At 62.9% G+C, this 23,005-nt stretch carries 19 protein-coding genes and 3 pseudogenes; 18 read left to right on the top strand and 4 right to left on the bottom strand.

The genetic code is table 11. The annotated features are described in order from the left end of the window. Positions 1–88: 88 nt before the first annotated feature. Positions 89–2,260: an ATP-binding protein gene (locus QZ332_RS03430; protein ID WP_295762334.1), complete on the bottom strand. Its 2,172-nt coding sequence runs from the start codon at positions 2,258–2,260 to the stop codon at positions 89–91. 83 nt (positions 2,261–2,343) lie between these two features. Then, the gene (locus QZ332_RS03425) at positions 2,344–4,440 is read right to left on the bottom strand and encodes a GAF domain-containing hybrid sensor histidine kinase/response regulator (RefSeq protein ID WP_295762331.1); all 2,097 of its coding nucleotides are present in this window, start codon (positions 4,438–4,440) and stop codon (positions 2,344–2,346) included. A gap of 503 nt (positions 4,441–4,943) precedes the next feature. On the opposite strand from QZ332_RS03425, the gene ychF reads away from it, so the two are divergent. The 6 genes from ychF (at position 4,944) to QZ332_RS03395 (ending at position 12,367) form a co-directional block, all read left to right on the top strand. Next, on the top strand, positions 4,944–6,053 hold the full coding sequence (gene ychF, locus QZ332_RS03420; protein WP_295762328.1) for a redox-regulated ATPase YchF: 1,110 nt from the start codon (positions 4,944–4,946) through the stop codon (positions 6,051–6,053). Positions 6,054–6,056: 3 nt separating this feature from the next. After that, the gene (locus tag QZ332_RS03415; protein ID WP_295762325.1) at positions 6,057–6,266 is read left to right on the top strand and encodes a hypothetical protein; all 210 of its coding nucleotides are present in this window, start codon (positions 6,057–6,059) and stop codon (positions 6,264–6,266) included. A 217-nt stretch (positions 6,267–6,483) separates the two neighbouring features. Next, positions 6,484–7,014 (top strand): RNA polymerase sigma factor, encoded by a 531-nt coding sequence (locus QZ332_RS03410; protein ID WP_295762322.1) that lies wholly within the window; start codon positions 6,484–6,486, stop codon positions 7,012–7,014. After that, entirely contained in the window at positions 6,956–7,891 is a 936-nt protein-coding gene (locus tag QZ332_RS03405) for a hypothetical protein (RefSeq protein ID WP_295762319.1), read from the top strand. The genes QZ332_RS03410 and QZ332_RS03405 overlap by 59 nt, the downstream gene beginning before the upstream one ends. Positions 7,892–8,570: 679 nt before the next feature. Further along, positions 8,571–11,060, top strand: a complete 2,490-nt coding sequence (locus tag QZ332_RS03400; RefSeq protein WP_295762317.1) for an ATP-binding protein — start codon at positions 8,571–8,573, stop codon at positions 11,058–11,060. Beyond that, positions 11,057–12,367 carry an ABC transporter substrate-binding protein gene (locus tag QZ332_RS03395; protein ID WP_295762315.1) on the top strand — a complete coding sequence of 437 codons (1,311 nt, stop codon included), beginning with the start codon at positions 11,057–11,059 and terminating at the stop codon, positions 12,365–12,367. The genes QZ332_RS03400 and QZ332_RS03395 overlap by 4 nt, the downstream gene beginning before the upstream one ends. 551 nt (positions 12,368–12,918) lie before the next feature. Here the strand turns inward: QZ332_RS03395 and QZ332_RS03390 are convergent. Together QZ332_RS03390 and QZ332_RS03385 are read right to left on the bottom strand one after the other, a co-directional pair. Then, on the bottom strand, positions 12,919–13,062 hold the full coding sequence (locus tag QZ332_RS03390) for a transposase domain-containing protein (RefSeq protein ID WP_295762313.1): 144 nt from the start codon (positions 13,060–13,062) through the stop codon (positions 12,919–12,921). Beyond that, positions 13,043–14,392: pseudogene (locus QZ332_RS03385) on the bottom strand (IS66 family transposase). Before QZ332_RS03385 ends, QZ332_RS03390 begins: the two are co-directional and overlap by 20 nt. 251 nt (positions 14,393–14,643) lie before the next feature. On the opposite strand from QZ332_RS03385, the pseudogene QZ332_RS03380 reads away from it, so the two are divergent. The 12 genes and pseudogenes from QZ332_RS03380 to QZ332_RS03325 all read left to right on the top strand — a co-directional run. Continuing rightward, positions 14,644–15,526: pseudogene (locus QZ332_RS03380) on the top strand (DUF6017 domain-containing protein). 242 nt (positions 15,527–15,768) lie between these two features. Next, entirely contained in the window at positions 15,769–17,256 is a 1,488-nt protein-coding gene (gene terL, locus QZ332_RS03375) for a phage terminase large subunit (RefSeq protein WP_363324013.1), read from the top strand. 86 nt (positions 17,257–17,342) lie between these two features. Beyond that, positions 17,343–17,636 (top strand): hypothetical protein, encoded by a 294-nt coding sequence (locus tag QZ332_RS03370; protein ID WP_295762311.1) that lies wholly within the window; start codon positions 17,343–17,345, stop codon positions 17,634–17,636. 91 nt (positions 17,637–17,727) lie between these two features. Then, positions 17,728–17,937: a site-specific DNA-methyltransferase gene (locus QZ332_RS03365; protein ID WP_295762309.1), complete on the top strand. Its 210-nt coding sequence runs from the start codon at positions 17,728–17,730 to the stop codon at positions 17,935–17,937. Next, positions 17,934–18,359 (top strand): annotated as a pseudogene (locus QZ332_RS03360) (DUF935 family protein); the annotation flags it as partial. The gene QZ332_RS03365 and the pseudogene QZ332_RS03360, both read left to right, overlap by 4 nt. Positions 18,360–18,409: 50 nt before the next feature. Next, complete coding sequence (locus QZ332_RS03355; RefSeq protein ID WP_295762307.1) at positions 18,410–19,156, top strand: serine/arginine repetitive matrix protein 2; 747 nt, start codon at positions 18,410–18,412, stop codon at positions 19,154–19,156. 20 nt (positions 19,157–19,176) lie between these two features. Then, a complete protein-coding gene (locus QZ332_RS03350) occupies positions 19,177–19,545 on the top strand; it encodes a carbamoyl-phosphate synthase subunit L (protein ID WP_295762305.1) in 369 nt (122 codons plus the stop codon). Continuing rightward, on the top strand, positions 19,542–19,952 hold the full coding sequence (locus tag QZ332_RS03345) for a DUF2634 domain-containing protein (protein ID WP_295762303.1): 411 nt from the start codon (positions 19,542–19,544) through the stop codon (positions 19,950–19,952). The genes QZ332_RS03350 and QZ332_RS03345 overlap by 4 nt, the downstream gene beginning before the upstream one ends. Continuing rightward, on the top strand, positions 19,949–21,079 hold the full coding sequence (locus QZ332_RS03340; protein WP_295762301.1) for a baseplate J/gp47 family protein: 1,131 nt from the start codon (positions 19,949–19,951) through the stop codon (positions 21,077–21,079). The genes QZ332_RS03345 and QZ332_RS03340 overlap by 4 nt, the downstream gene beginning before the upstream one ends. A gap of 4 nt (positions 21,080–21,083) precedes the next feature. Beyond that, entirely contained in the window at positions 21,084–21,761 is a 678-nt protein-coding gene (locus QZ332_RS03335) for a hypothetical protein (protein ID WP_295762299.1), read from the top strand. Further along, positions 21,758–22,660, top strand: a complete 903-nt coding sequence (locus QZ332_RS03330) for a hypothetical protein (RefSeq protein WP_295762297.1) — start codon at positions 21,758–21,760, stop codon at positions 22,658–22,660. The genes QZ332_RS03335 and QZ332_RS03330 overlap by 4 nt, the downstream gene beginning before the upstream one ends. A 19-nt stretch (positions 22,661–22,679) precedes the next feature. Then, positions 22,680–23,005, top strand: a 326-nt coding sequence (locus QZ332_RS03325; protein WP_295762295.1) for a hypothetical protein, incomplete at its 3' end; no start/stop codon positions are given.

The following is a 23,005-nucleotide window of genomic DNA, read 5'->3' as shown; positions in this document are numbered from 1 at the left end:
GTCCCCGGATGCCCCCGCTTCCCCGGGGAGGGCCCATCAAGACGGCCGGGAGGCGCCGGCCCCAGCCGCCGCCTCCCGGCCCCCATCCTTACCGCAGGTATCTCTTCAATTTGCAGGCGACGGCCTGGATGTCGATCGGCTTGGCCAGATGGTCGTCCATGCCGCACGCCAGGCACCGCTGGATGTCCTCCGAGAAGGCGTCGGCGGTCATGGCGATGATCGGGAGGCCCGCGTCCGCCCGTCCCAGCGCCCGGATGGCCGCGGTCGCCTCGTAGCCGTCCATGACCGGCATCCGCACGTCCATGATGATCGCATCGTAGTACCCGACCGGGGACCCCTTGAATCTTTCCACGCAGACCTCTCCGTTCTCGGCCCGGTCCAGCTCCAGCTCGAGGACGGAAAGCAGCTCGCTCGCCACCTCCCAGTTGAGCTCGTTGTCCTCCGCCAACAGGATGCGTTTCCCTTTCAGCTCCACCTCGCCCGCGGCGTCAGCGCCGGCGGCCCCGCCGGCCGGCTCCGGTGCCGCGCAGTCGGGCGCCTCCTCCAGATCGAGCACGACGTGGAACTCGCTGCCCCGGCCCTGCTCGCTGTGGACGGAGATCGTCCCGCCCATGGCGTCCACGATGTACTTGGTGATCGTCATGCCCAGCCCGGAGCCCTCCGTCTTCCGGACCCGGGTGTTGTCCTCCCGGCTGAAGGACTCGAAGATGACCTTCTGATATTCCTTCGACATGCCGATGCCCGTGTCGCTCACCAGGAAGTGGGTGCGGACCCGGGAAGCGTCCCCCGGCAGCGCCTCCTGATACAAGACGATCTGGACGGTGCCCTCCTCCGGGGTGAATTTGACGGCGTTCCCCAGCAGGTTGATCAGCACCTGGTTCAGCCGCACGCCGTCGCAGTACACGTTTTCCGAAAGGATCTCCCGGGTGAGCGCGCGGAACTGCTGCCTCTTCGCCTCGACCTGGGGCTGCATGATGCTGACGATGCCGTCCATCGTCTCCTTCAGCGACACCGGCTCCACGTTCAGCGTCATTTTGCCGCTCTCGATCTTGGAGATGTCCAGCACGTCGTTGATGAGGCCCAGCAGGTGCTTGCTGGACAGCGCGATCTTGCCCAGGTGGTCCCGGACCCGCTCCGGGTCGTCCGTGTCGTCCAGGGCCAGGGAGGTCATGCCGATGATGGCGTTCATGGGAGTGCGGATGTCGTGGCTCATGCTGGACAGGAACTCCTGCTTCGCCAGGTTGGCCTGCTCCGCCTCTTTCCGCGCCTGTTCCGCGGCCTCCCGGGCCAGGTCCATCTCCGCGTTCATGCGCTTCAGTTCGGACACCTGGTCCCGGAAGAGCCTCAAGTAGCGGAAGAATATGTAGAGGAGCATGGCGATCACCGCGAAGGAGGCGGCGTAGACGGCGGTGAGCCACCGGCTCCCCATGCCGGAGATGGCGTCGTCCAGCCCCTCGAAGGGGAGGACCGTCACCAGGTACCACTCGCAGTAGGGGAGGCCGGTGCAGTATATGTGGCGGCGCGACCCGCCGCTTTTCAGGATGGCGGAGCGATCCCGGCCGGCGTCCATGGCGGCCTTCATCTGTTCGATGAACGCCTCCGCCTCCTGCCCGCCGAAGATGCTGCGGAGCCTGTCGAAATAGTTCTCGTAGACATCCCCCTCGTTCCCGACGACATAGCTGCCGTCTCCCCGGATCACGAAGGAATAGCTCAGGGACTTGTCCGAATCCAGGAACAAGACCTCGTCCATATATTTGGTGGAGAGCCCCACCACGATCGCGAGGCTGTCGCTGCCGTCGGACATGGGGTATCCGCAGGGGACGCCGAACAAGATCACGCCGTCGCCGCTGCTGCTGACGGCGGAGGCCGCTTTGCGCTCCCCGTCCCGCAGGCTCTCCAGGAAGGGCTCCGGGTGGTTGAGCTCCACGGGGTCGCCGAAGATCATCTCGATCCCGCCGTCAGGCGAGTACAGGGCGGCGCACAAAAAATGCCTTGCCCTTGCGCCGTATTCGATCTCCTCCCTCGTCCCGAGACCGGGATCCCCCTCGTCCCCCGCCGCGATGTGCGCGATGGATTCCGCCATGGTCAGGCGGAGCTCGATGATCGTCTCGAAGTGCAGCGACACCTGCTCGTTCATCCCGGCCATATAGGCGGTGCCGATCTCCTCGATCGTGTTCTCGCTCATATCGTGAAGGGAGGATCCCAGGAAAGAAAACACGAAGATCGTGAGACAAACGATCACCGCGATACCGATCTTCAAAGAACGCGGCAAAGTCTTGTTTCCCATATTTTTTCAATCTCCTCTGTTTTCAGCGTTCCAGACGTCCGGCGTCCCGGGCCCTGTCACGCTCTCAGCCGGCTCATGACCTGGAACATCCTGTGGATGTCCACCGGTTTTGCCAGGTGGGCATCCATCCCGGCGTCCTTCGCCAGCGCGATATCCGCTTCGAACGCGTTGGCCGACAGCGCTATGATGGGCACGGACCTCGCGTCCGCCCGGTCCAGGCCGCGGATCACCCGGGCCGCCTCGTAGCCGCTCATCACCGGCATCATCAGATCCATGAGTATGCAGTCGAACGTCCCCGAGGCGGATGCTTCGAACGCGTCCACGGCGGCTTTCCCATCCTTCGCGGTCACGACCTCCGCGCCCGCGTCCCGCAGCATGAACTCCACGATCTCACAGTTGATCTCGTTGTCCTCCGCCAGGAGGACCTGCATCCCGGCGATATCGCCCCGCTCTTTTTCCTCAAAGCGCGCTTCCCCGGCCGGATCTGCCCGGATGGGCAGGACGATCCGGACCACGCTGCCCTTGCCGACCCGGCTGTCCACCTCGATCGTCCCTTCCATCTGGTCCACCAGCCGCTTCACGATGGACATGCCGAGCCCGGCGCCGTTATAGTCGGTCCTGGCGCCCTGGTGCTCCTGGGTGAAGGGCTCGAAGATGTGGTCCTTGAAGTCCTCCCCGATGCCGATCCCGGTGTCTTCGATGGTGAAACGGCAGCGCACGGTCCCGTCGCGGAAGGCGGCCTCCTCCGCCCGGACGGACACGGAGCCGTGGGGGCGGTTATATTTGAGGGCGTTGTCGATGACGCCCATCAGGACCTGCTTCAAACGGAGCGGGTCCCCGATCGCCCGGCTGTGCCGCAGGCCGGACGTCTCCAGCTCCAGCAGGACGTCCCGCTCTTCCGCCAGGGGGGACAAGATCGTGACGCAGTCCTCCAGCACGGTGCGGAGGTCGAAGGGCTCCGCCGCCGCCGCCGGCTTCCCGCTCTCCAGGTTGCTCACCTGGAGGACATCGTTCACCAAAGACAGCAGGTGCTCTGCCGACACACGGATCTTCCTCCGGCAGTCCCTCTGCCGCTCCGGGTCGTCCTGGCTTTTTTCCAGGATGGCCAGCATCCCTAAGATCCCGTTGATGGGCGTGCGGAGATCGTGGGACATATGGGAGAGGAACTCGCTTTTCGCCGAGTTCGCCCGCCGTACCCGTTCCAGGAGCTCCATGATGGACTGCTCCTGCTTTTTCCGCGTCACCATGGTCTCCGTGATGTCCTGGTGGTATCCGTTCAGGCAGGCGCCCGGCTTCGCGAACGTCTTGTCCGGCACGCCGCCGCAGCGGACATAGATCTTGCCCAGCTCCGGATGGTCCCAGGGGTAGATCACCTCGGCCCGTCCGGTCTTCAACATCTCCTCCACCGTCTCCCGGACCATCTCCACATAGTCCGGCTCGATGCGCTCGGACCAGTGCCGGTAGCATTCCTCCGGCCCGATGCCGTCCGGCACGCCCAGGAGGATCCGCATGGTCCGGTCCGCGTACATCCTGGGCGGGCAGCCATCCTCCAGCTCGATGGTCCAGATGCCGGTCCTGGCCCCCTCCAGGATGCCCTCCAGGCTCTGCCTCCCCTCCAGGTAGCTCCGCTTTTGAAGCGCCCGGAACAGGTCGCGCCGCTTCAGGGAGGACACGATGAAGTACGCCGCCGTCTGCAGCATGTTGGACGCGTATTCCAGCGACTTCACCGGGGGATCGTCCACGCCGTAGAAGCCGATGATCCGCTCCCCGTCGTACAGGGGGACCACCACGAGGGAGTGGATGCCCTGCCGCTTCAGGTTCTCGTACTGGAGCGGCTCCGACTCCCGGATGTCCTCCACGCTCTCGATGACGATGTGTCTGCCGATGCTGAAGTTCCGGTACCAGCTGGCACACACCTCCGGGGGGACGTTTTGAAGGTTCTCCTGTTCCGGTTCCACCCCGTCGGCCACCCACTCATAGGTGTTGTCGTCGCCGCCGGACCCGTTCTGTTCAAAGATGTAGGTGCGCTCTCCGTTCAGAGCTTTCCCCAGGTGCTCCAGCAGCACCTTGAGCGACCGGTCCGGGGTCTCCTCCATCAGAGCGGTGCGGAGGCCCTCGTTGATGATGGCCTCCAGGTCCTGGACGCTTCGCATGCCGCTGTGCTGCTCATGAGCCTCGACGGCCGGAGCGGCCCCTCCGGCCGGCAAGAGTCCCTCTGCGTGATCCATAAGCCAGTCCCCGCTTTCTCTCCACAGCTTCGCTCCAAAAGTAAAAAATCCCTGTTATGATATCATATGAGTTCGATCACGTCAATGATAAGAAGCGAAGATCGTGCGCGAGATGGGCAGGACTGCCGAATGGGTATTGAGAAACCCGGGGCCCTATGCTATAATGGGTCATCCGACGAGCCCCTGCTCCGCCGGACGGACGAGCGGGGCCCGGGCCCGCGGCCGGCAGGAGTTTGGGAGGCGGGGATGCGGCATGAGGACCGGCCGGAGGAAGGCCGGCGGAGCCTCGGCACGGTACTTCGGCCAAGGCGGCGGACGTCCGGGGAGGCGCGGCAGCCCTGCCGCACCGTGCCGCCGCGCCTCCCCGGATCCATGGGACATCCTCCGTGTGTGCGGGCCCTTGAAAACAAAAGGAGTTGTAGGAAGCTATGAGATTAGGCATCGTGGGACTGCCCAACGTGGGCAAGTCCACTCTGTTCAACGCCATCACCAACGCCGGCGCGGAGAGCGCCAACTACCCCTTCTGCACCATCGATCCCAACGTGGGCATGGTGGCCGTCCCCGACGAGCGGCTGGACAAGCTGGCGGAGATGTACGAGCCGGACAAGAAGACCCCGGCGGTCATCGAGTTCGTGGACATCGCCGGGCTGGTGAAGGGCGCCAGCAAGGGCGCGGGCCTGGGCAACAAGTTCCTGGCGAACATCCGGGAGACCGACGCGATCATCCACGTGGTGCGGTGCTTCGACGACGAGAACATCATGCACGTGGTGGCGGACGCCGGGACCAGCGTGCCGGTGGACCCCCTGGGGGACATGGAGGCCATCGATCTGGAGCTGATCATGGCGGACCTGGAGATGGTGGAGCGCCGGGTGGAGAAGGCCCGGAAGGCTGCCAAGGGCGACAAGAAGTTCCTCCATGAGGCGGAGGTCTTCCAGTCCCTGGCGGAGCACCTGGACGCCGGGAAGTCCGCCCGGACCTTCGAGTGCTCCGACGAGGACAGGGCGCTGGTGGCGACCTCCGACCTGCTGACCCTCAAGCCCATCATCTACGCCGCCAACACCGACGAGGAGGGCTTCGCGGATCTGGAGGGCAACGCCTACTTCCGGCAGGTCCGTCAGGTGGCCGAGGCGGAGGGGGCCCAGGTGCTCCCCATCTGCGCCAAGCTGGAGCAGGACGTGGCCGAGCTGGAAGGCGAGGAGCGGCAGATGTTCCTGGAGGAGCTGGGCGTGGCGGAGTCCGGCCTGGACCGGCTCATCAAGTGTTCCTACGCCCTGCTGGGGCTGATCTCCTTTTTGACCTACGGCAAGGACGAGTGCCGGGCCTGGACCATCCGGAAGGGCACCAAGGCCCCGCAGGCCGCCGGGAAGATCCACACCGACATCGAGCGGGGCTTCATCCGGGCGGAGGTCATCGCCTACGAGGACATGGTGCGCTGCGGGAGCGTGGCCGCCGCCAAGGAGAAGGGCCTCCTGCGCAGCGAGGGCAAGGAGTATGTCGTCCAGGACGGCGACATGATCTACTTCCGCTTCAACGTTTGAGCCATGACGGAGCGGGAACAGGCCCGGCTGGCGGGCTTCGAGCGGATGTACGCCGACCTGTTGAAGGAGCGGGAGGCGGTCCTGTCGGACATGGAGGCCCTCCGGGAGGCCGGGAAGCAGAAGGGGGCCACCTACCGCCAGCTGCTGGCCCGGAAGCTGACGCTGCAGGAGCTCATCGGCAGGTTCGAGATCTACGGCATCGGGCCGGGATGAACGGGGAGCAGGACTTCGAGGCGGACGCGTGAGCGTCCGCCTTTTTGCGGCCGGTCGTAGGCGGCCCCTCCGGCCGACCGGGGCAGCGCCCGCAGGCGCGGGGGCCCATCCGGCCGGTGGGAGAGGAGGAGATCTCCCGTCCCAGGGCACATCTCCGGCCTTCGCGGCGTGTTGTAAGTGAAGAGCGCTTTTCAGAACGAAGGAAAGGAGGCGACGCATGACCGAACAGGAATTGCGGGACGCCATGGACGCGTACGGCGACACGGTGTACCGCCTGGCCCTGTGCCGTCTGCAGGATACGGCGGACGCGGAGGACGTTTATCAGGACGTATTCCTCCGCCTGCTGGGGCAGGAGGCCGGCGGCTGGGACGGCGAGCACCTGAAAGCCTGGCTCATCCGGACCGCACTGAACCGCTGCGCCGACCTGGGACGGCTCCGGCAGAGGAGGGGGACGCTGTCCCTGGACGAGGTGCCGGAGCTGGCCCAGCCCGCCGACGAACAGGCGGCGGAGCTGTGGGACGCGGTGGGGCGGCTCCCGGAGAAGCTGCGGACGGCGGTCCACCTCTTCTATGGGGAGGGCTATGAGAGCGGTGAGATCGGGGCCCTGCTGGGCGTCCCGGCGGCGACGGTGCGGAGCCGTCTCCGCCGGGCCAGGGCGGAACTGAAAAATATGTTGGGAGGTCTCGACGATGGAGGATCGGTATCAGGAGCTGATGAGGGATATCCATGCGCCCGCCGGGCTGAATGACCGGGTGCTGTTCGAGGCCCGCCGCCGCTCGGCGGCGCGGCCTGTGCAAAAGGAGAGGGGGAGGCCCTTCCTGCGGGCGGCGGTGTGTGCCGTCTGCGCCTTGGCCCTGCTGCTGGGGGGGATCTCCCTGCGGCCCGCTCCCGCGGCCGGGAGCGGCGGCGGGACCGCCGGCGGCCCCGCGCCGGACGGCGGGACAGGCGCGCCGGCCCGGGAGCTGGTCCCCACCTTCGGCCTGACGGCCTACGCCGCCATGACCGAGGACGCCTACGGCCCGGCGGAGGACGGCAGCATCGCCTTCGCCGTGGGGGAGGGCTGCACCACGCCGGAGTTCGGCGATCTCACGGGCTGTCTCTTCCAGATCGAGGGGGAGGACATCGTCCGGGTGAGGATGTCCGTCGACCGGGGCGGCCTGTACCGCTATCGGTCCCGGGAGGACCTGACGGAGGAGCAGATGGCGGAGTACCGCCGGGCCATGGCGGAGGGCCATCTGGTCCCCGCCGCCATCAGCCAGCGGGAGGACGGGTCCTGGTACATGCCGGAGATGACCGTCCTGGGCGGGAGCTTCCAGGACGATCACGATCCGGAGGTCCGGTATGGGTTCTGGGTGCCGCCGGAGGACATGGCCTATGACACCGGCCTGGGCATGGAGGCCGAAGCCCGGATGGACGCGGACTACTTCGACGGCGGGACGCTGACGGTGACCGCGGTCTCCTCCGGCGGGACGGAGGAGACCCGGACCTACCGCCTCCACAGCGGCGCTTTGAAGGTGGAGTTCGCGGAGGATGGCGCCATCACGGTCCTGCCGGAGCCGGCCGGCCCGGAGGAGCTAGCGCGGAACGGCTTCGTCTACGGCATCTACGCCGTGCCGGAGAACTGAGCGCGGGGGAGCCCCGCCGCTTTTGGAGGGCGCCGCCATGAGGGGATATGGGGGCCGCAGGGCCGGTGTTTTTTGAGGACCGCCGGGGACGAGGCGGCGTGGACGAACAGACGGGCGCACAGGGGACGGGCGGTGTCGGCAGGACACCGCCCGTCCTCTTCCTAGGGAGGGGGGCTCCTCCTCAGGGGACTTGGCCCGTAAAGCCGTGGGCTTTGCATAGGAAGGGCTTCATGGGGGGAACGTAACGGCGGGGGGCGGGCCGGCATGTACCGGCGCGCTGTCCGCCATCCCAAGATCCGGACCAGGCCCTCCGGTCCGCGGCGGTCCAAGGGCCTCCTGCGGCGCGGCGGTATGCGGACCAGGGATCTCCCCGGCGCATATGATGAGATGACTCGGGAGGCTTATTGTGATGAGGCTGCCGCCGTCATATCCGGGCATGGCGGCGGTCCCGCCGGAGGGCAGGACCGTGCCCCGGGAGCCCGCGATGTCTATTGACAGGAAAGGGAAAAACAGTATAATGGAATGAGATGTGGCGGGAGGCCGGCTCGTTTTGGCTGACGGGCATCCCCGGCCGGCAGGGGATACGCTTCTGGATGACAGGGATGGGGGATCGCCGATGAAAGGACCGACGAACACGCGAAAGAAAGTGGGTGGAGCGTCCCTCCTCCTTTCCATCATCATGATCTTTGGGATCTTCGGGGCGATCGTTTTCTCGGTGTCGCAGAAGATATCCAGGGAGATGTCCGCTTCCGCCATCCAGAACCTGAGCGAGAGCCTGGACCTGATCCAGAGCACGATCGAAGCCATCTTGCGCAGCGAGGCGGAGTTCCAGGAGATGATCGCCCACGAGATCGCCAGGGCGGAGGATCCGGAGGCGTACATCCGCGCCTATGAAAAGAACGATACCATGGTGAAGCTGTCGCTGATCCGCTCCGGCCGCGCGGAGGGGATCTCCAACTCCGGGGACCGCTTTACCGGGGAGAGGCTGGATTTCTCCGCAGGCGGGACAGTAGCGGGCCTGCCGGTGTCCCAGTCCTATGTGAACCATATGGGGACCTGGTCCTATACCCTGAAGTGCCCTGTGGAGCGGGATGGGCAGAGCATCGGGACCCTTTATGCGGAATATGTGTACGACTCCATCGACCGTTCCCTCCCGGACGGGTTCTATAACAAGCAGGCGTCGCTGTACATCATGGATGCGGAGAGCCAGCGGTTCGTCTTGAAGCCCAAGGGGATGGGGATGCGCAGCGCCGGGCACCTGAACCTGACGGATTTCTACCGGGCCAACGATGTCCGGGACCAAGAGATCCGGGCGGAGGTGGAGGACTGCCTGCGCACGGGGCGCAACGCCCTGTTCTATCACGATATCCGCCAGGTGGACGCCCTGAACTATATGTGGGCCGTGAACGGGGGGACGATCTTCCTGGTGGGCTATGTCCCCGTGGAGGCCATCCAGCAGGAGGGACGGACCGTCAACCAGAACATCGCCATCGTCGTGGTGTCGCTGCTGGTGGCGTTCTCCCTGTGCATCGCCCTGTACTACCTGAACTGGCGGCAGCAGGACAAACTGCGCCGGGAGCGGGAGGAGGAGCGGAAGCTCCACAGCCAGCAGCTGGCGCAGGCCCTCCAGGCCGCCCAGATCGCCAGCGAGTCCAAGACCACCTTCCTGTCCAATATGTCCCACGATATCCGCACCCCCATGAACGCCGTGCTGGGCTTCACCACCCTGCTGGCCAGGGATGCGGAGGATCCGGTCAAGGTCCGGGAATACACGAAGAAGATCACCGCCTCCGGGCAGCACCTGCTCAGCCTGATCAACGACGTCTTGGACGTCTCTAAGATCGAGAGCGGGAAGGTCGTGCTCAACCTGGAGGGGTTCTCCCTGAACGATGTGATCTCCTCGGTGGACGCCATCATCCAGCCCATGGCCAAGGCCAAGCGGCAGGAGTTCCACCAGGAGGTGACGGGCATCCGGCACGAATACCTGGTGGGGGACCAGACGCGGATCGATCAGGTCCTGATCAACCTCCTCTCCAACGCCGTGAAGTACACCCCCGAGGGCGGGTCCATCTGGCTGCGCGTCATCGGGCTGAAGCAGCGGTCCAGTCAGTATGAGCGCATCCGCATCGAGGTGGAGGACAACGGCTACGGCATGACGCCGGAGTATCTGGAGACCATCTTCGACGCCTTCTCCCGGGCGGAGAACAGCACGACCAACAAAGTGCAGGGCACCGGCTTGGGCATGGCCATCACCAAGAGCATCGTCGAGCTGATGGGAGGCACCATCGAGGTCTCCAGCGAGGTGGACCGGGGGTCCCTCTTCCGGGTCGATCTGGAGCTGCACATCCTGGAGGAGGAGGCGGACCGGCGGTCCTGGGAGCAGCGGGGCATCTCCCGGATCTTAGTCGTAGGCGGGAGCGCGGAGAGCAGGGAGGACATCCGGACGCTGATGGAGGACACCGGGGTCCAAATGGATGCCGCGGCCACGGTACAGGAGGCGGCCGGCCTCCTGGGGGACGGGGACCACCAGCTGGTCCTGCTCGACTGGGAGGACGGCGGCCTGCCGGCGGTGCAGGCCCTGCGCGCCGGGCTCCCGGGGGACGTCCCCATCCTCCTCCTGGCGGAGTTCGACGCGGCGGACATGGAGGAGGCCCTCCGGTTCGGCCCGATCGATGCCATCACGAAGCCTTTCTTCGTCTCCGCCCTGCGCGTCAAGCTGGACGAGATGTACCGGGCGGAGGCCCAGGAGCCGGAGCATGCCTGCGACCTGAAGGGGATGCGCTTCCTGGCCGCGGAGGACAACGAGATCAACGCGGAGATCCTGACGGAGCTTTTGAGCCTGGAGGGGGCCTCCTGTGAGATCGTGGGGGACGGCCGCTTGGCGCTGGAGCGCTTCCAAAGCTCGGCCCCCGGCGAGTTCGACGCGATCTTGATGGACGTGCAGATGCCGGTGATGAACGGCCACGAGGCCACGCGGGCCATCCGGGCGCTGGAGCGGGAGGACGCGAAGCAGATCGCGATCATCGCCATGACCGCCAACGCCTTCGCGGAGGATGAGAAGGCCGCCCTGGCCGCCGGCATGGACGCGCACGTGGCGAAGCCGCTGGATATCGAGATGCTGAAAAAGGTCATCGGACGATCTGACAGAGAGGAGGGACATCCAGGATGAGGAAGGGAAGAAGCAGGCGGCTCTCTGCCTGCCTGGCGGTGCTGGCGGTCCTCACACTGGCCGCCTGCGGCGGCCGTGAGGGCTCCGGGAACCTGATCTCGCAGGATCCGTCGCGGGAAGAACGGGTGGTCGACCTGTTCAGCCCCATGGAGAAGAGCGATCCCGACGCGGAGAACGTGGCCCGGACCGCGGCCGATCTGACCATAGCCATGGCCGAGGAGGAGCTGGGGGTCCGCGTGGACTATTGGACCTACACCGCGGAGGACTATCAGGACAGGACCTATGACGAAGTGGCCCTGGACCGGGCCCGGAACGATATGGACGATCTATACCTGCTCAATCCGGACGTGATCTTGGCTTTGGGTGCGGAGGGCCGGCTGATGGACCTGTCCGGTCTGGACTGCGCCAAGGACCTGCGGGAGATCATCCGCGTCGCCAACACGGTGGACGGCAAGCTGGTGGCCATCCCGCAGGAGGTGGTGGCCTACGGCCTGTTCGTCAATGTGGATCTGTTCGAGCAGTATGGCCTGGAGCTGCCCAACACCCCGGAGGAGTTTTTGGAGTGCTGCCGGGCGTTCCAGGAGGGCGGGATCGAAACGCCCATCGGCGCCAACCGCTGGTGGCTGGAGACCTTCGTCTTCGCCTTAGCCTATGCCGACCTCTACAACGGCGGGGATACCAGTGCGGCGATCGCCGACCTCAACAGCGGCAGGGCCCGCTACAGTGACTATATGCGTCCGGGCTTCGAGTTCCTCCAGACGCTCATCGACCGGGGCTATATCGATGCGGAGGAGGCCCTGGTCAGCGAGGCCATCGAGGGGGAGGGCGCGGCTTTCCTGGCGGGGGAGACCCCCATCGTCATGGCCTACTGGGGGGCGGCGAACACCAGGACCGCCTATGGAGAGACGGATTTCGAGATGAAGGTCATCGGCTTCCCCAGCAGCCGGGGCCAGATGCCGGTCATGCCCATGACCGGCTGGGCCGTGGGCGCCAACGCGGAACACGCCGAGGATGCCATGCGGGTGATGGACGTCATCATATCCGACGAGGCGCTCCAGCTCTTCGCGGAGACCAACCGGGTCATCTCCCCGTCCAAAAATGTGAAGGTGGACTGTGTCCCCGCCCTGCGTCCCCTCAACGACCGGATCGAGGAGGGGGTCTACGTGCTGGGCTCCAATGCGGGGATGGATGTGGAGCAGTGGGGCAACACGTGCCGGATCGTGCGGGACCTGCTGGCGGGCATGTCGGTGGATGAGTGCATGATGGAGTTCGATACGCTGCAGGACGCCGCATTGGGCAGATCGTGAGGCCGGGAGGGACCCGGTCCGTTCCATAGGGCGTCCGGCGGTCCCGGGCCGCCGCTCAGGCCCCTCGCGTCCTGGGACGCCTTCGCATCGTGGGGGCCGAGCGGTATGGGAGTTGGGGGCCGTATCCATGACGGGGAAGTGACGGATGGGGGAGGACCCGATCGGGACAGCATCCGATGGCTGCGGGTACAGGTCCTCGGGCTGTGGGATCCCAAAGTTTGCTGTGATCGCAGCGGTCATGGTGAGCTTAACTTTACCGGGCCTTTGGTGATCGACACCCATGCTTCGCTGGCTTCCTCTGGTATCGGAGCGTCGTAGAGGCCGATCGTTCCCTTGCCAACGATGATCGGGGGACAAGGTGAACATGACTATTGATGTGACAGATGGGGGAACAAAAAAGCCGCCCACGGTCTGCCTAAGGGACTGGCAGGCTGTGGACGGCTTTTGGATGCTTGGAGTGTCCGAGTCATGGATGTTTCCTGAGATCCCCAAATTCGGCGGAGCTACACCTATAAGTGTAAAATAGTGAGTTACAAAGTCAGGGTCAGGATTCAGCTCAAGTTTTGGACGAGCGGCATCCAAGGTAAGCAGTCCTGAGGAGGGCGCTCAGTCGGCAAGGTCTCCAGCAGGAAGCTGAGACATTCAAAAGGCTTCAGATCATTGGCCTTGGCGGTCTCAACTACGGAATAGATCACGGCACTTGCATCGATGCCTTTGGGCGTGTTGGAAAACAACCAGTTCTTCCGCCCCAGAGTGAAGGGCCGCACAGAAGTGCTCCGCCCGGTTGTTAGATAACTCCGATCGCCCATCCAGGAAAACGTTCATCAGCCAGCTTTCCTGCCGCACGGCATAGGTCAATGCCGCGCCAAGCATACTATTAGGCACGGGATTTTTCTTGTATTCTGTTTTGGCTCAAGCAAAAAACGCTTGGGTCGTTGGCACAGATCGTTCTATGCGTGCTAAATATCTGTGTTCAAAGGAAGACTCCTGTTTACTGAACTGTTCCTCCAGGCCAAAAAGCGTATTGCAGTAATTCAGCCCTACCTGAGCAGGAGGTCTGTTTCGTAAATCAGCTGGCAGATTCTTTAGTGTGTCTGTAAACTTTCTACGCATGTGTGCCCAGCATCCCACCACTGTTATCTCCGGCGGTAGCTTGCAGTGGTAAGCCTCATAGCCGTCTGTGTGCAGCATCCCGGAGAACCCAGACAGGAAATTGCTGGCACACTCCCCGGTCCGGGTGGGCTGGTAGTCGTACAGCACGACTGGCCTTTGAGGATTCCCGGAAGTCCGGTAAACCCACACATAGCTCTTTTGCCGGGCTTTCCATCCTGGCTCCTTCAGTACCATCAGTGTGGTTTCGTCCGCGTGCAGGATAGAATTTGTGAGTAGCTCACACCGCAAAAGCTGAAAGAACTCAGCAAACCACTTCTGGTGTGCCGCAACCATCCAATTGGCCATTGTCTGCCGGGATATCGGGACTCCCAACCGCTGAAATTCCTGCTCCTGCCGGTGGAGGGGCAAAGCCAGTACATATTTGCTGTTTAAAATATGGGCCAACAAGCTCGGAGAGACAAGACCGCTCCCTGGCAGCAGAGGAGGCGGAAGCACTCTCTTTTTCATGGGGACATGGTCATTTTCCTGCTCACAGCGGCGGTAGCTGTAAACAGCCTGGGGATGCTCCACCACCTTGTACTGGGCAGACAGATAGGCCAGCTCCCGCCGAACAACGCTTTGGCAGCACTGATGCAGTGGACCTCCGCACTCCGGGCAGACACGCTCAGTCTCCGGCACTTCATGAATCACTTGCTCCACAGGCAGGCCGGAAAAATCAATCTCCCGTTTTCCAATCCGTTTCTTCCGTTTATAGGTAATTTGCTCCAAATCAGGTTTCGGTATATCGGATGCCGCAAGCGCCTCCGACTCATTGAGCAGGGATATCTGCTCTGAAATGGCCTGTGTACGTTCACTGGACGCACCAAACCGTTGCCCCTGCATCAGGCGCAGCTGCTGAGTCAGCCACTCCACCTGCCGGTGCAGTGCGATAATTTCATCTTCCTTTTTCTCAAGCAGCGCCTGCCATTAAGATGGAAAACCCCAGTAAAATCAATGTTTTTAAGGGCAGCGGAAAACGGGGCGGCGCAAACAAGTGAACAGCAGCACAGAAAACGGGCGATGTCGGCAAGAAACCGCCCGTTTCTGCGTCCCGGCCAACGCCGCAGATTTAAAAAAGTCTGCGGCGTTTTTTCATGTCCAGACGCCGAAAGGAGCGGAGAACCATGCCAGTATTCCGCGTGGAGAGGAACAAGGGGTGCACGGTGATGTCCAACTACCACCTGCGGGACAAATCCCTGTCCCTGAAAGCCAAGGGCCTGTTGTCGCAGATTTTGTCACTCCCGGAAGATTGGGATTACACCCTGTCCGGCCTGTGCTGCATCAACCGGGAGAGCAAGGACGCTATTCGTTCCGCCGTCAATGAATTGGAGCGGGCCGGGTACATCGAGCGCCACCAGACCACGGACGAAAGCGGCAAGTTCAGCAGCAAAGAGTACATCATCCACGAACAGGCTGTTTTTTTGCCGCCGTTGTTGGATAAACCGTCGTTGGAAAACCCGACAACGGGAAAACCTACGTTGGAAAATCCAACGCAATTAAATTAAAGATATACAAAGTAAAGACCCAAGAATTACAGACCCATCAATTACCCATTCCATTCCCTCCCTTTCGCCCCCTCCCGCTGGGGCGGCTGTTGCGGCTTCGCCGCCGGAAAGGAAAGGAACGGAAGCGGCCACGCAGAGCGCTGTTGAGATTTACCGGGAGCTTATCAAAGAGAATATCGAGTACGACCACCTCCTGCGCCACTCCAAGATCGACCCGGAGGAATTGGACGGCATCGTGGAATTGCTGGTGGAAACCGTCTGCACGGCCCGCAAGACAATCCGGGTGGCCGGTGACGACTACCCCGCCGAGCTGGTAAAGGCCAAGCTGCTGAAACTGAACAGCGGCCATATCGAGTTCGTCATGGACTGTATGCGGGAGAACACCACGAAAATCCGCAACATCAAGAAATACCTGCTGGCGGTGCTGTTCAACGCCCCAAGCACTATGGGAAGCTACTACACCGCCCTCGTCGCCCACGATATGGCGGAGGGCAAAATCTGAATATAGACCGTGCGGCGGTTGCGGACCAGGAATACCAGCGGGAGCTTTTTCTCGATTACATTGTCCGAAAGGAGGGTTTTCCCGAGCGCCGGGCGGAGCTCCTCCGGGCTTTTCGGACCGGGGCGGAACTGACGGGCCCCCAGGGCCTCCGGCGAAAGCTGGGGGCGATTGATCTGGAGTACTTCGGGCGGGCCTACCTTGCCCACTACTTCCTCCGGGAGTCCCCCGCGTTCCACGGGGAGTTGGACGAAATCTGGCGGGAGGGCGTCATGAAGGGCCTGAACCCTGCTGTTTCGGCGAAGGAGATCGGCCGGGCAGACGGCTGCCGCCGGGTAATCGGAGCCCCCCGTGGCCATGCCAAGAGCACGACCTTCACCTTCAAGGACTCCATCCACGCGGCGGTCTACGCCTACAAGCACTATGAGATCATCCTCTCGGACAGCTCCGAACAGGCCGAGGGCTTCCTGGCGGACATCAAGACGGAGCTGGAGGAGAACGCTGCTCTGAAAGAGGACTTTGGAGAGCTCATGGGGAAGGTCTGGAAGGCGTCGGTCATCCTGCTCGCCAACGGCTCGAAGATCGAGGCGATCGGCTCGGGCAAAAAGATCCAGGGCCGCCGCCATAAGCAATGGAGGCCGGACCTCATCCTCTGCGACGACCTGGAGAACGACGAGAACGTCAACACGCCTGAGCAGAGGCGGAAGCTCCTGAGCTGGTTCAACAAGGCTGTCAGCGAGTGCGGCGATACCTATACGGATATCGTATACATCGGGACCCTGCTGCACTACGATTCTTTGCTTGCCAACGTCTTCAAAAAGCCGGAGTACAAGACCCGGAGATACCAGGGCATCATCCGCTGGGCGGTGCATACGGAGCTGTGGGATGCCTGGGAGGCACTGTACACCAGCCTCACGGACCCCCAGCATGATGAGACCGCCCTAGCCTTCTTTGAGGCGAACAAGGCGGAGATGCTGGAGGGAACGGAGGTCCTCTGGGAGGAGAAGTGGAGCTACTACGCCCTCATGTGCAAGCGGGTCAACATCGGCCCCGCCGCCTTCAACAGCGAGATCCAGAACGACCCCATCGACCCGGCAGATTGCGCCTTCCAAGAGGAGTGGTTCGACTTCTGGGACGATGAGGGGAAGCAGCAACCGGACTTCTCGGACCCGCGCTTCCTGTTCATCGGGGCCAACGACCCGTCTCTTGGCAAAAACAAGAAGTCGGACACCAGCTCCATCATCGCGCTGGCAAAGGATACCATCACCGGCTACCTCTACGCCGTGCTCGCTGACGTCGCCCGGCGGAAGCCGGACCAGATCATCGAAGATGCGCTGGAGGCCAGCCGCCGGTTGAAGCGGGACTTCAAACGGCCCTACTACAAGTTCGGCGTAGAGACAGTGCAGTTCCAGTATTACTTCGCGGAGATCATGCGGCAGCGCTCGGCGGCTGTTGGCGAATATCTCCCCATCGAAGAGATCAGCAGCACGCAGAACAAGGACGCCCGCATCCAGTCCCTGCAGCCGTTCGTGAAAAACGGCTATATCAAGTTCAGCAAGAAGCATAAGACGATCCTGGAGCAGCTGAAGACCTACCCCATGGGGAAGAACGACGATGGCCCGGACGGGCTGCAGATGGCGGTGAAGCTGGCGCTGGGCGTGAACGCCGGGCGGGGAGCGGACTATCAGAGCGTCGAAGCCCGGGCTCTGCGCTTCCGGGACGGAGCTTACTAAAAAGGAGGGGGACTACTATCATCCAGGAAAACACCATCCTCCACGGGGACAGCCTCACACTGCTGCGGCAGATGGAGGCGGAGAGCGTGGACGCGATCATCACGGACCCGCCCTATGGCATCAACTATGTCTCCCAGACCGGGGCAAAGGTCAAGAATGACCAGTCTCCTTTTATCTGGTTCCTGTACGACGCCTTCCGGGTCCTCAAGTCCGGGGAGTCAGGCCGGGGCTCCCTAATCTGCTTCACCCGCTGGGATGTGCAGCAGACCTTCATCGACGCGATGAAGCTGGCGGGCTTCCAAGTCAAGAGCGAGGTGATCTGGGACAAGGTGTATCACGGCATGGGAGGACACCCGGGCGGCGTTCGCTCCCTCCCATGAAAACATCGCCTTCGCAGTAAAGGGCAAATACGGCTTCCCCGGGCACCGCCCGAAAGACCTTGTCACCTTCCCCGAGATCAACAGCTCCAAGATGGTGCATCCCACGGAGAAGCTCGTGGGCCTCCTGGCCAGCCTCATCACCAGCGTCACGAAACCGGGGGACCTCATCCTGGACCCCTTCGCCGGAAGCGGCTCCACGCTGGTGGCGGCAAAGAAGACGGGACGGTGGTTCATCGGCATGGAGCTGGACGGCGGGCATTATGAGACCGCCCGGCGGCGCGTGGAGGAGGCGGTGGTATGAGCGGGAGAAGACGCCGCCAGACCGATCGGGTCCCCCCTGTACGATGCCCGGAGTACCGGGAGATTGCCGTCGCCCATGTGACGGACAAATACAGCGGATATCCCAGCAGCGGCCTGACGCCGGTCCGGCTGGCGGAGATCTTCAAGGAAGCGGACGCCGGAGACGTGCTGCGGCAGATGGAGCTGTTCGAGGAGATGGAGGAGAAGGACCCCCACCTCTTCAGTCAGCTCCAGACCCGGAAGAACGCCGTCACGGGCCTGGACTTCGAGATTATCCCGTTCAGCGACGAGCCTCGGGACAAGGAGACCGCCGCCTTCATCGAGGAACAGCTGGGCGGCATGGAGGGCTTCGAGGACGTGGAGAACGACCTGCTGGACGCGATCGGCAAGGGCTTTGCCGTCTCGGAGATCATGTGGGGCAGCGACGGAGGCCGGACCGTGGTGACGGAGATCAGATCCCGGCACCAGAAGCATTGGAACTTTACTATCCCCAGATCATGGCGCAGGCTGGGGGATATTCGTTCGCTCAGGGCATCGAGATCGAAGTATGCTCCGCCCGGTCCTCTCATTTCGACTGGGCGAAGATACGTTTCACGGAACCGTTCCAGCCAGAGATCGCCCTGGCCAGGAAGGACCCAGCCGCTGTCTTCCTCGGCTACGACGGCGTCCTCAGCCGGGTCTTCACCGGCTATGTCGCAAAGCCCTACAACGGCGGGGACCGCACCAATGAGGTCAGCCTGAAGGACGACATGCTGCTCCTGGAAGAGACGATCATCAACGACACCTTCCTCAGCGCTACGCCCCAAGAGCTCATCTCCGCTTTCCTGGCGAAGGCGGGCGTGTCCAACATGGAGCTCTCCTCGAAGAGCTACCCGAGGCGGGAAGTGCTCCCCATACGGCGGCAAAACGCCGTCCAGGCGATCGAGACGGTCAACGCCGCCTGGGGGCTCAGGCTCCCGTTCTTCTTCTCGGACGGCGTTTTCTATTGGGGCGAGGAGCCAAAGCAGGAGAAAATCTACACCTTCGAGTACGGTGTCAATATCCTCCACCTGGAGCGGATGGGCGGTATATGGGACTTGGAGACCGTCTCCGTCCCCTTCGTGAAGCACTCTCACAAGATCGATATCATACACCCTCGTGTGAGCGGGGAGCAGAGGGTCTCGAAGGTGGTCTCCTCCACCAACGACTCCGGCTTCATCCGCACGCATATTTATTTCTGAGTCTCTGGAGGGGACTTACGATGCAGGAACTTCAGCGCATGATGAAAGACGTCGTGAAAAGGACGGTGGCCGAGGAGTATCCCCACGCGAAGCTCCCCGCTGTCGTCTACGCCAGCGTCAGCAAGGTGGAACGTTTAAACGCCTACGAGATCACGGAGCTGGTCATCCACAACGACGAACGCCACGACAGCTATTACCGGGGGCACATCGTCGCTTACTGGTATGGATACGAGCTTACCGTCCTGGACCGCTTCGGGGATCCCGACGCGGACTATCCGCCTATCCCTCAGATTCGATCAAAAAAGCAGTTCCGGCAGGGCGCGGTCGTTGCCGTCGCGTTGCCCTATGGAGAGCTCACGCCCTCCATCATCGGGGAGGTGCGCTTATGACAGGGCTCTACGATACCGATATCCGCCTGGACAGCGCATGGCAGCTCACGCAGGCGGCGGACGGAGGGCCGCCGCTCTGCTCTGGTCTGGACTGCCTCTACCAAAACATCATCCTGGAATCCCTCACCCAGCCCGGCGACCTGTTCTATGATGAGGAGTTTGGCTGGGGGCTCTATGACTTCATCCAAGCGGAGGATACGGAGCTCACCCGACTGGAGATCGTGCAGCGGATACGGAGCAAGCTCCACAAGCGGGAGGTCATCCTCCCGGAGACCATCCAGATCCGAGCCGGCTTCCAGGACGGCGCGTTCCAGGTCTACTGCTCCTTCCGCTTCGCGGGAGAGGCGGAGGCCCGGCAGCTCTATATCACCGTCGGCGCGGTCAGCGTGGAGGTGGCAGCGGCATGATCGACAAGGACATCCTGGATGCCGTCATCTCGGTCCCAAACCTGGAGGAACTGAAGGAGGAGAAGGTACGGGAGCTGGAGGAGGAGGGTTTCGTGATCTCGAACTTCCACTCCGGCGGCGTCTTCCACACGATGCTCATGATCGCCCTCCGGATCAAGATCGAGTTTTTGGAACTGCTCCGGCTGGCGCTGAACGAGATGTTCGTCTCCCACGCTTCCGGCGTGTGGCTGGACCTGAAGATGGCGGACTATTCCAAAAAACGGAAGAAAGCGCAGAAGGCCCAGGGGCTCGTCACTGTCTCCCGTATGGGTATGGGCGGCGAAGCGGTCAAGATCGCCAAGGGCCAGGTCTTCAAGACCGGTCTGGACATCAACGGCGATGAGCTCCGCTTCTTCGCGCTGGAGCCCGCCGTCCTCCAGAAGGGGGCCAAGGCGGTGGACGTGCTAGTAGAAGCTGAGAGCGAGGGGAGCCGTTACAATGTCCCCCAGGGCCGCATCACCGTCTCCCTCACCTATATCGGCGATGTGGAGGTGACGAACGGCGCGGACTGGATCGTACGGGAGGGCAACGATACTGAGGACGACGAGAGCTGCCGGACCCGGACCCTCCGCTCCTGGTCCGAACTGGCCCAGAGGGCGGTCGAGGACAGCTTCATCAATACCGCCGAGAGCGTCCCCGGCGTCCTCTTCGCCCAAGCGGACTGCCAGCACCCCAGGGGCCAGGGCACTGTAGACGTCATCGTCACAGGCACGGCGGGAGAGGCGTCGGAAGGGCTCCTGGCCCTCGTGCGGGAGGCGGTGAGCCAGATCGCCGGGCCTTATGACGACATCCTGGTCAGGTCCTCCGTCACGGTGGTCCAGGATATCGCCGTCACAGTGACCGTCACGGGAGGCTCAACGGACGCGGAGATCCAAGACCGTGTCCAAGCGATCCTGGCGGAGCTGCTGGCCGTACGCAGGGGGCGGCGCTTCTATGAGCTGACGCTCTCGGATATCAACCATGCGATCCGCTCCGGCTGCTCCGAGGCAGTCAATGTCAAGGTATCGACGCCCGCCCAGGATATCTCTCTGGCCAAGGACAAGGTCATCATCCTCGGGGCCGTCACAGTGAAGGTGGGGAGGGGATGACAGGATGAAGCGATCCGATACCTTTGGTGGATATATGTTCAGCCTCCTGTTCGGACCATTGAAGAGGACCAGGCAGATCGTCAACCAATTCGCGATCTTTTTCCGAGTCGTTGGGCGGGAGTTCGACGATTTGAAGGAGGCGGTCTTCCGCGTGCGGGATGAGGCCAACGTCGCCAGCGCCTCCGTCGTCATGCTCCCCGTCCATGGCCAGGACCGGAACATGCCGCGGCTGGCCGGGGAGACGGATGAGGGCTACCGCACGAGGCTTTCCATGAAAGGGATCATCGCCAGCTGGGCCGGGACGGTCAAGGGGATCGAGTACGTCATGGCCGCCCTTGGTTATGTGCAGAGCACGGTGGAGCCGGTCTATCTCCATGACCCGGCCCGCTGGGCAGAGTTCGTGGTCCATCTGGGGCCTGGGGGACCCGATGCCGTCAAAGAGCTCCGCACGGTCTACGATGAGGTCCTAAAAGTCAAGGAAGGGTCCAGCAGGCTCGCCTACTTCACCGTTTACCATGATCCTTTCGATATCCCAGTGTATCTGGGCGTACAGGTATCCGGCTACACGGAACAGGTCCTCAACTCTGCGGATGCTATCATCCTCGTACGGGACAGGGCCTTCGATGTCCCGGCGTTTGCTGGGACCGGCATTTCGTCTTACAGGGAGGAGGTCTTCATATGAGTGTGACGACCGTCATAACGGACGGCGGCTTCGATATGCTCCGCGCGGCCCCGGACCATAGGCTCGTATATACCCGCGCCGTCTGCGGCTCCGGCCATGTGGATAAAACGAGGCTGGCGGCACTGACGGAGGTCCAGGGCTATGCCATGGATCTCTCCATCATCGATGTGAGCCCGACAGAGGACGCCGCCACGGTCCGGCTCCAGCTGGATAATCGCCGGGCCGAGCATGAGTTCCAGTTATATCAGATCGGGCTTTACGCAAAGCTGCTGGGTGACGGCGGCGAGGAGATCATCGGGGAGACATTGTTTCAGATCATGCAGTATGACCAGCCCGATATCGTCCGGAAAGTCCCTCATGTTTCGGAGTTCGTCGTCAACACGATCTTCGGGCAGGCTGAGGATGTGGAAGGCATCATCGACCTTGCCGCCTATGTGAGCCTCCGCCAGTTCAAGCTCACGATCGATAGACTCATCCGCTCGATCATGAAGGACGAGCTGGCGCTGCCGCTGGCGGCGGGGGACGGGGAGCCGCTGCTGACGGGCGGGGGGACACCCATCCTGGCGGTGTACCATCCGGACCGGAGCGCCGGCATCCTGGCGGCGATGGAGGCCATGGCCGGACAGCTGTCCGCCGGCGCCAGGGCCTATACCGACAAGGAGGCCCTGGGCCTGATCGCCAAGATCGCCGCCGCGAAGGCGGAGGCCGTCTCCGCGGCCAGGGCGGACGCGGAGGCGGCGGTGCACAGCGCCACGGAAAAGATCGTGTACCGGCTCAGATGGGATATGTACCAGCACAACAACGGCGACGGCCCTGAAACGCACCCGTCGTTCCTGCGGCAGTCGGGCTCTATGATCCTTCTCCCGCCCAAGGATCTTGACCACGAACCGGAAGTTTGATCTGACAGGAGGTATTTTTATGGCGATCAAAACGGATGAACTCCAGCGGGCTTCGGCCCCGAAAAGCACGGACACGCTCCTGATGGCGTCCTGTACCGACACGGACGCCTCTGGGACTGCCCAGCTCTCCCTGGCGGACCTGGGGAGGTTCCTGGTCGGGCAGGACAACGCCGTTAGGACGGCTTTGTATGATAAGGCGGACGCGAAGGCCCCGGAATGGTATGACTTGGTCCTTTTGGAGTCGTTCCTCCCGGACGGCGAAAATGCTGTGAACCAGTATTGCAAAGATTGTTTTGGCCGCGTGACTGTACGGTTGCAGTGCAGGACCTCTGATGCGGAGGGGAT

The organism is uncultured Oscillibacter sp. (assembly GCF_910584465.1).
Taxonomy (GTDB): Bacteria; Bacillota; Clostridia; order Oscillospirales; family Oscillospiraceae; genus Oscillibacter.
Note: the sequence above shows the minus strand (reverse complement) of the source record. Positions and strands in the feature narration are given on the sequence as shown.

Coding starts and splice junctions, on each gene's coding strand:
- QZ332_RS03425 (WP_295762331.1), bottom strand. CDS start 4,440: ATGCGAAGCGTCCAGGACCTGGAGGCCATCATCAACGAGGGCCTCCGC.
- ychF (WP_295762328.1), top strand. CDS start 4,944: ATGAGATTAGGCATCGTGGGACTGCCCAACGTGGGCAAGTCCACTCTG.
- QZ332_RS03415 (WP_295762325.1), top strand. CDS start 6,057: ATGACGGAGCGGGAACAGGCCCGGCTGGCGGGCTTCGAGCGGATGTAC.
- QZ332_RS03410 (WP_295762322.1), top strand. CDS start 6,484: ATGACCGAACAGGAATTGCGGGACGCCATGGACGCGTACGGCGACACG.
- QZ332_RS03405 (WP_295762319.1), top strand. CDS start 6,956: ATGGAGGATCGGTATCAGGAGCTGATGAGGGATATCCATGCGCCCGCC.
- QZ332_RS03400 (WP_295762317.1), top strand. CDS start 8,571: ATGATCTTTGGGATCTTCGGGGCGATCGTTTTCTCGGTGTCGCAGAAG.
- QZ332_RS03395 (WP_295762315.1), top strand. CDS start 11,057: ATGAGGAAGGGAAGAAGCAGGCGGCTCTCTGCCTGCCTGGCGGTGCTG.
- QZ332_RS03365 (WP_295762309.1), top strand. CDS start 17,728: ATGGTGCATCCCACGGAGAAGCTCGTGGGCCTCCTGGCCAGCCTCATC.
- QZ332_RS03350 (WP_295762305.1), top strand. CDS start 19,177: ATGCAGGAACTTCAGCGCATGATGAAAGACGTCGTGAAAAGGACGGTG.
- QZ332_RS03345 (WP_295762303.1), top strand. CDS start 19,542: ATGACAGGGCTCTACGATACCGATATCCGCCTGGACAGCGCATGGCAG.
- QZ332_RS03340 (WP_295762301.1), top strand. CDS start 19,949: ATGATCGACAAGGACATCCTGGATGCCGTCATCTCGGTCCCAAACCTG.
- QZ332_RS03335 (WP_295762299.1), top strand. CDS start 21,084: ATGAAGCGATCCGATACCTTTGGTGGATATATGTTCAGCCTCCTGTTC.
- QZ332_RS03330 (WP_295762297.1), top strand. CDS start 21,758: ATGAGTGTGACGACCGTCATAACGGACGGCGGCTTCGATATGCTCCGC.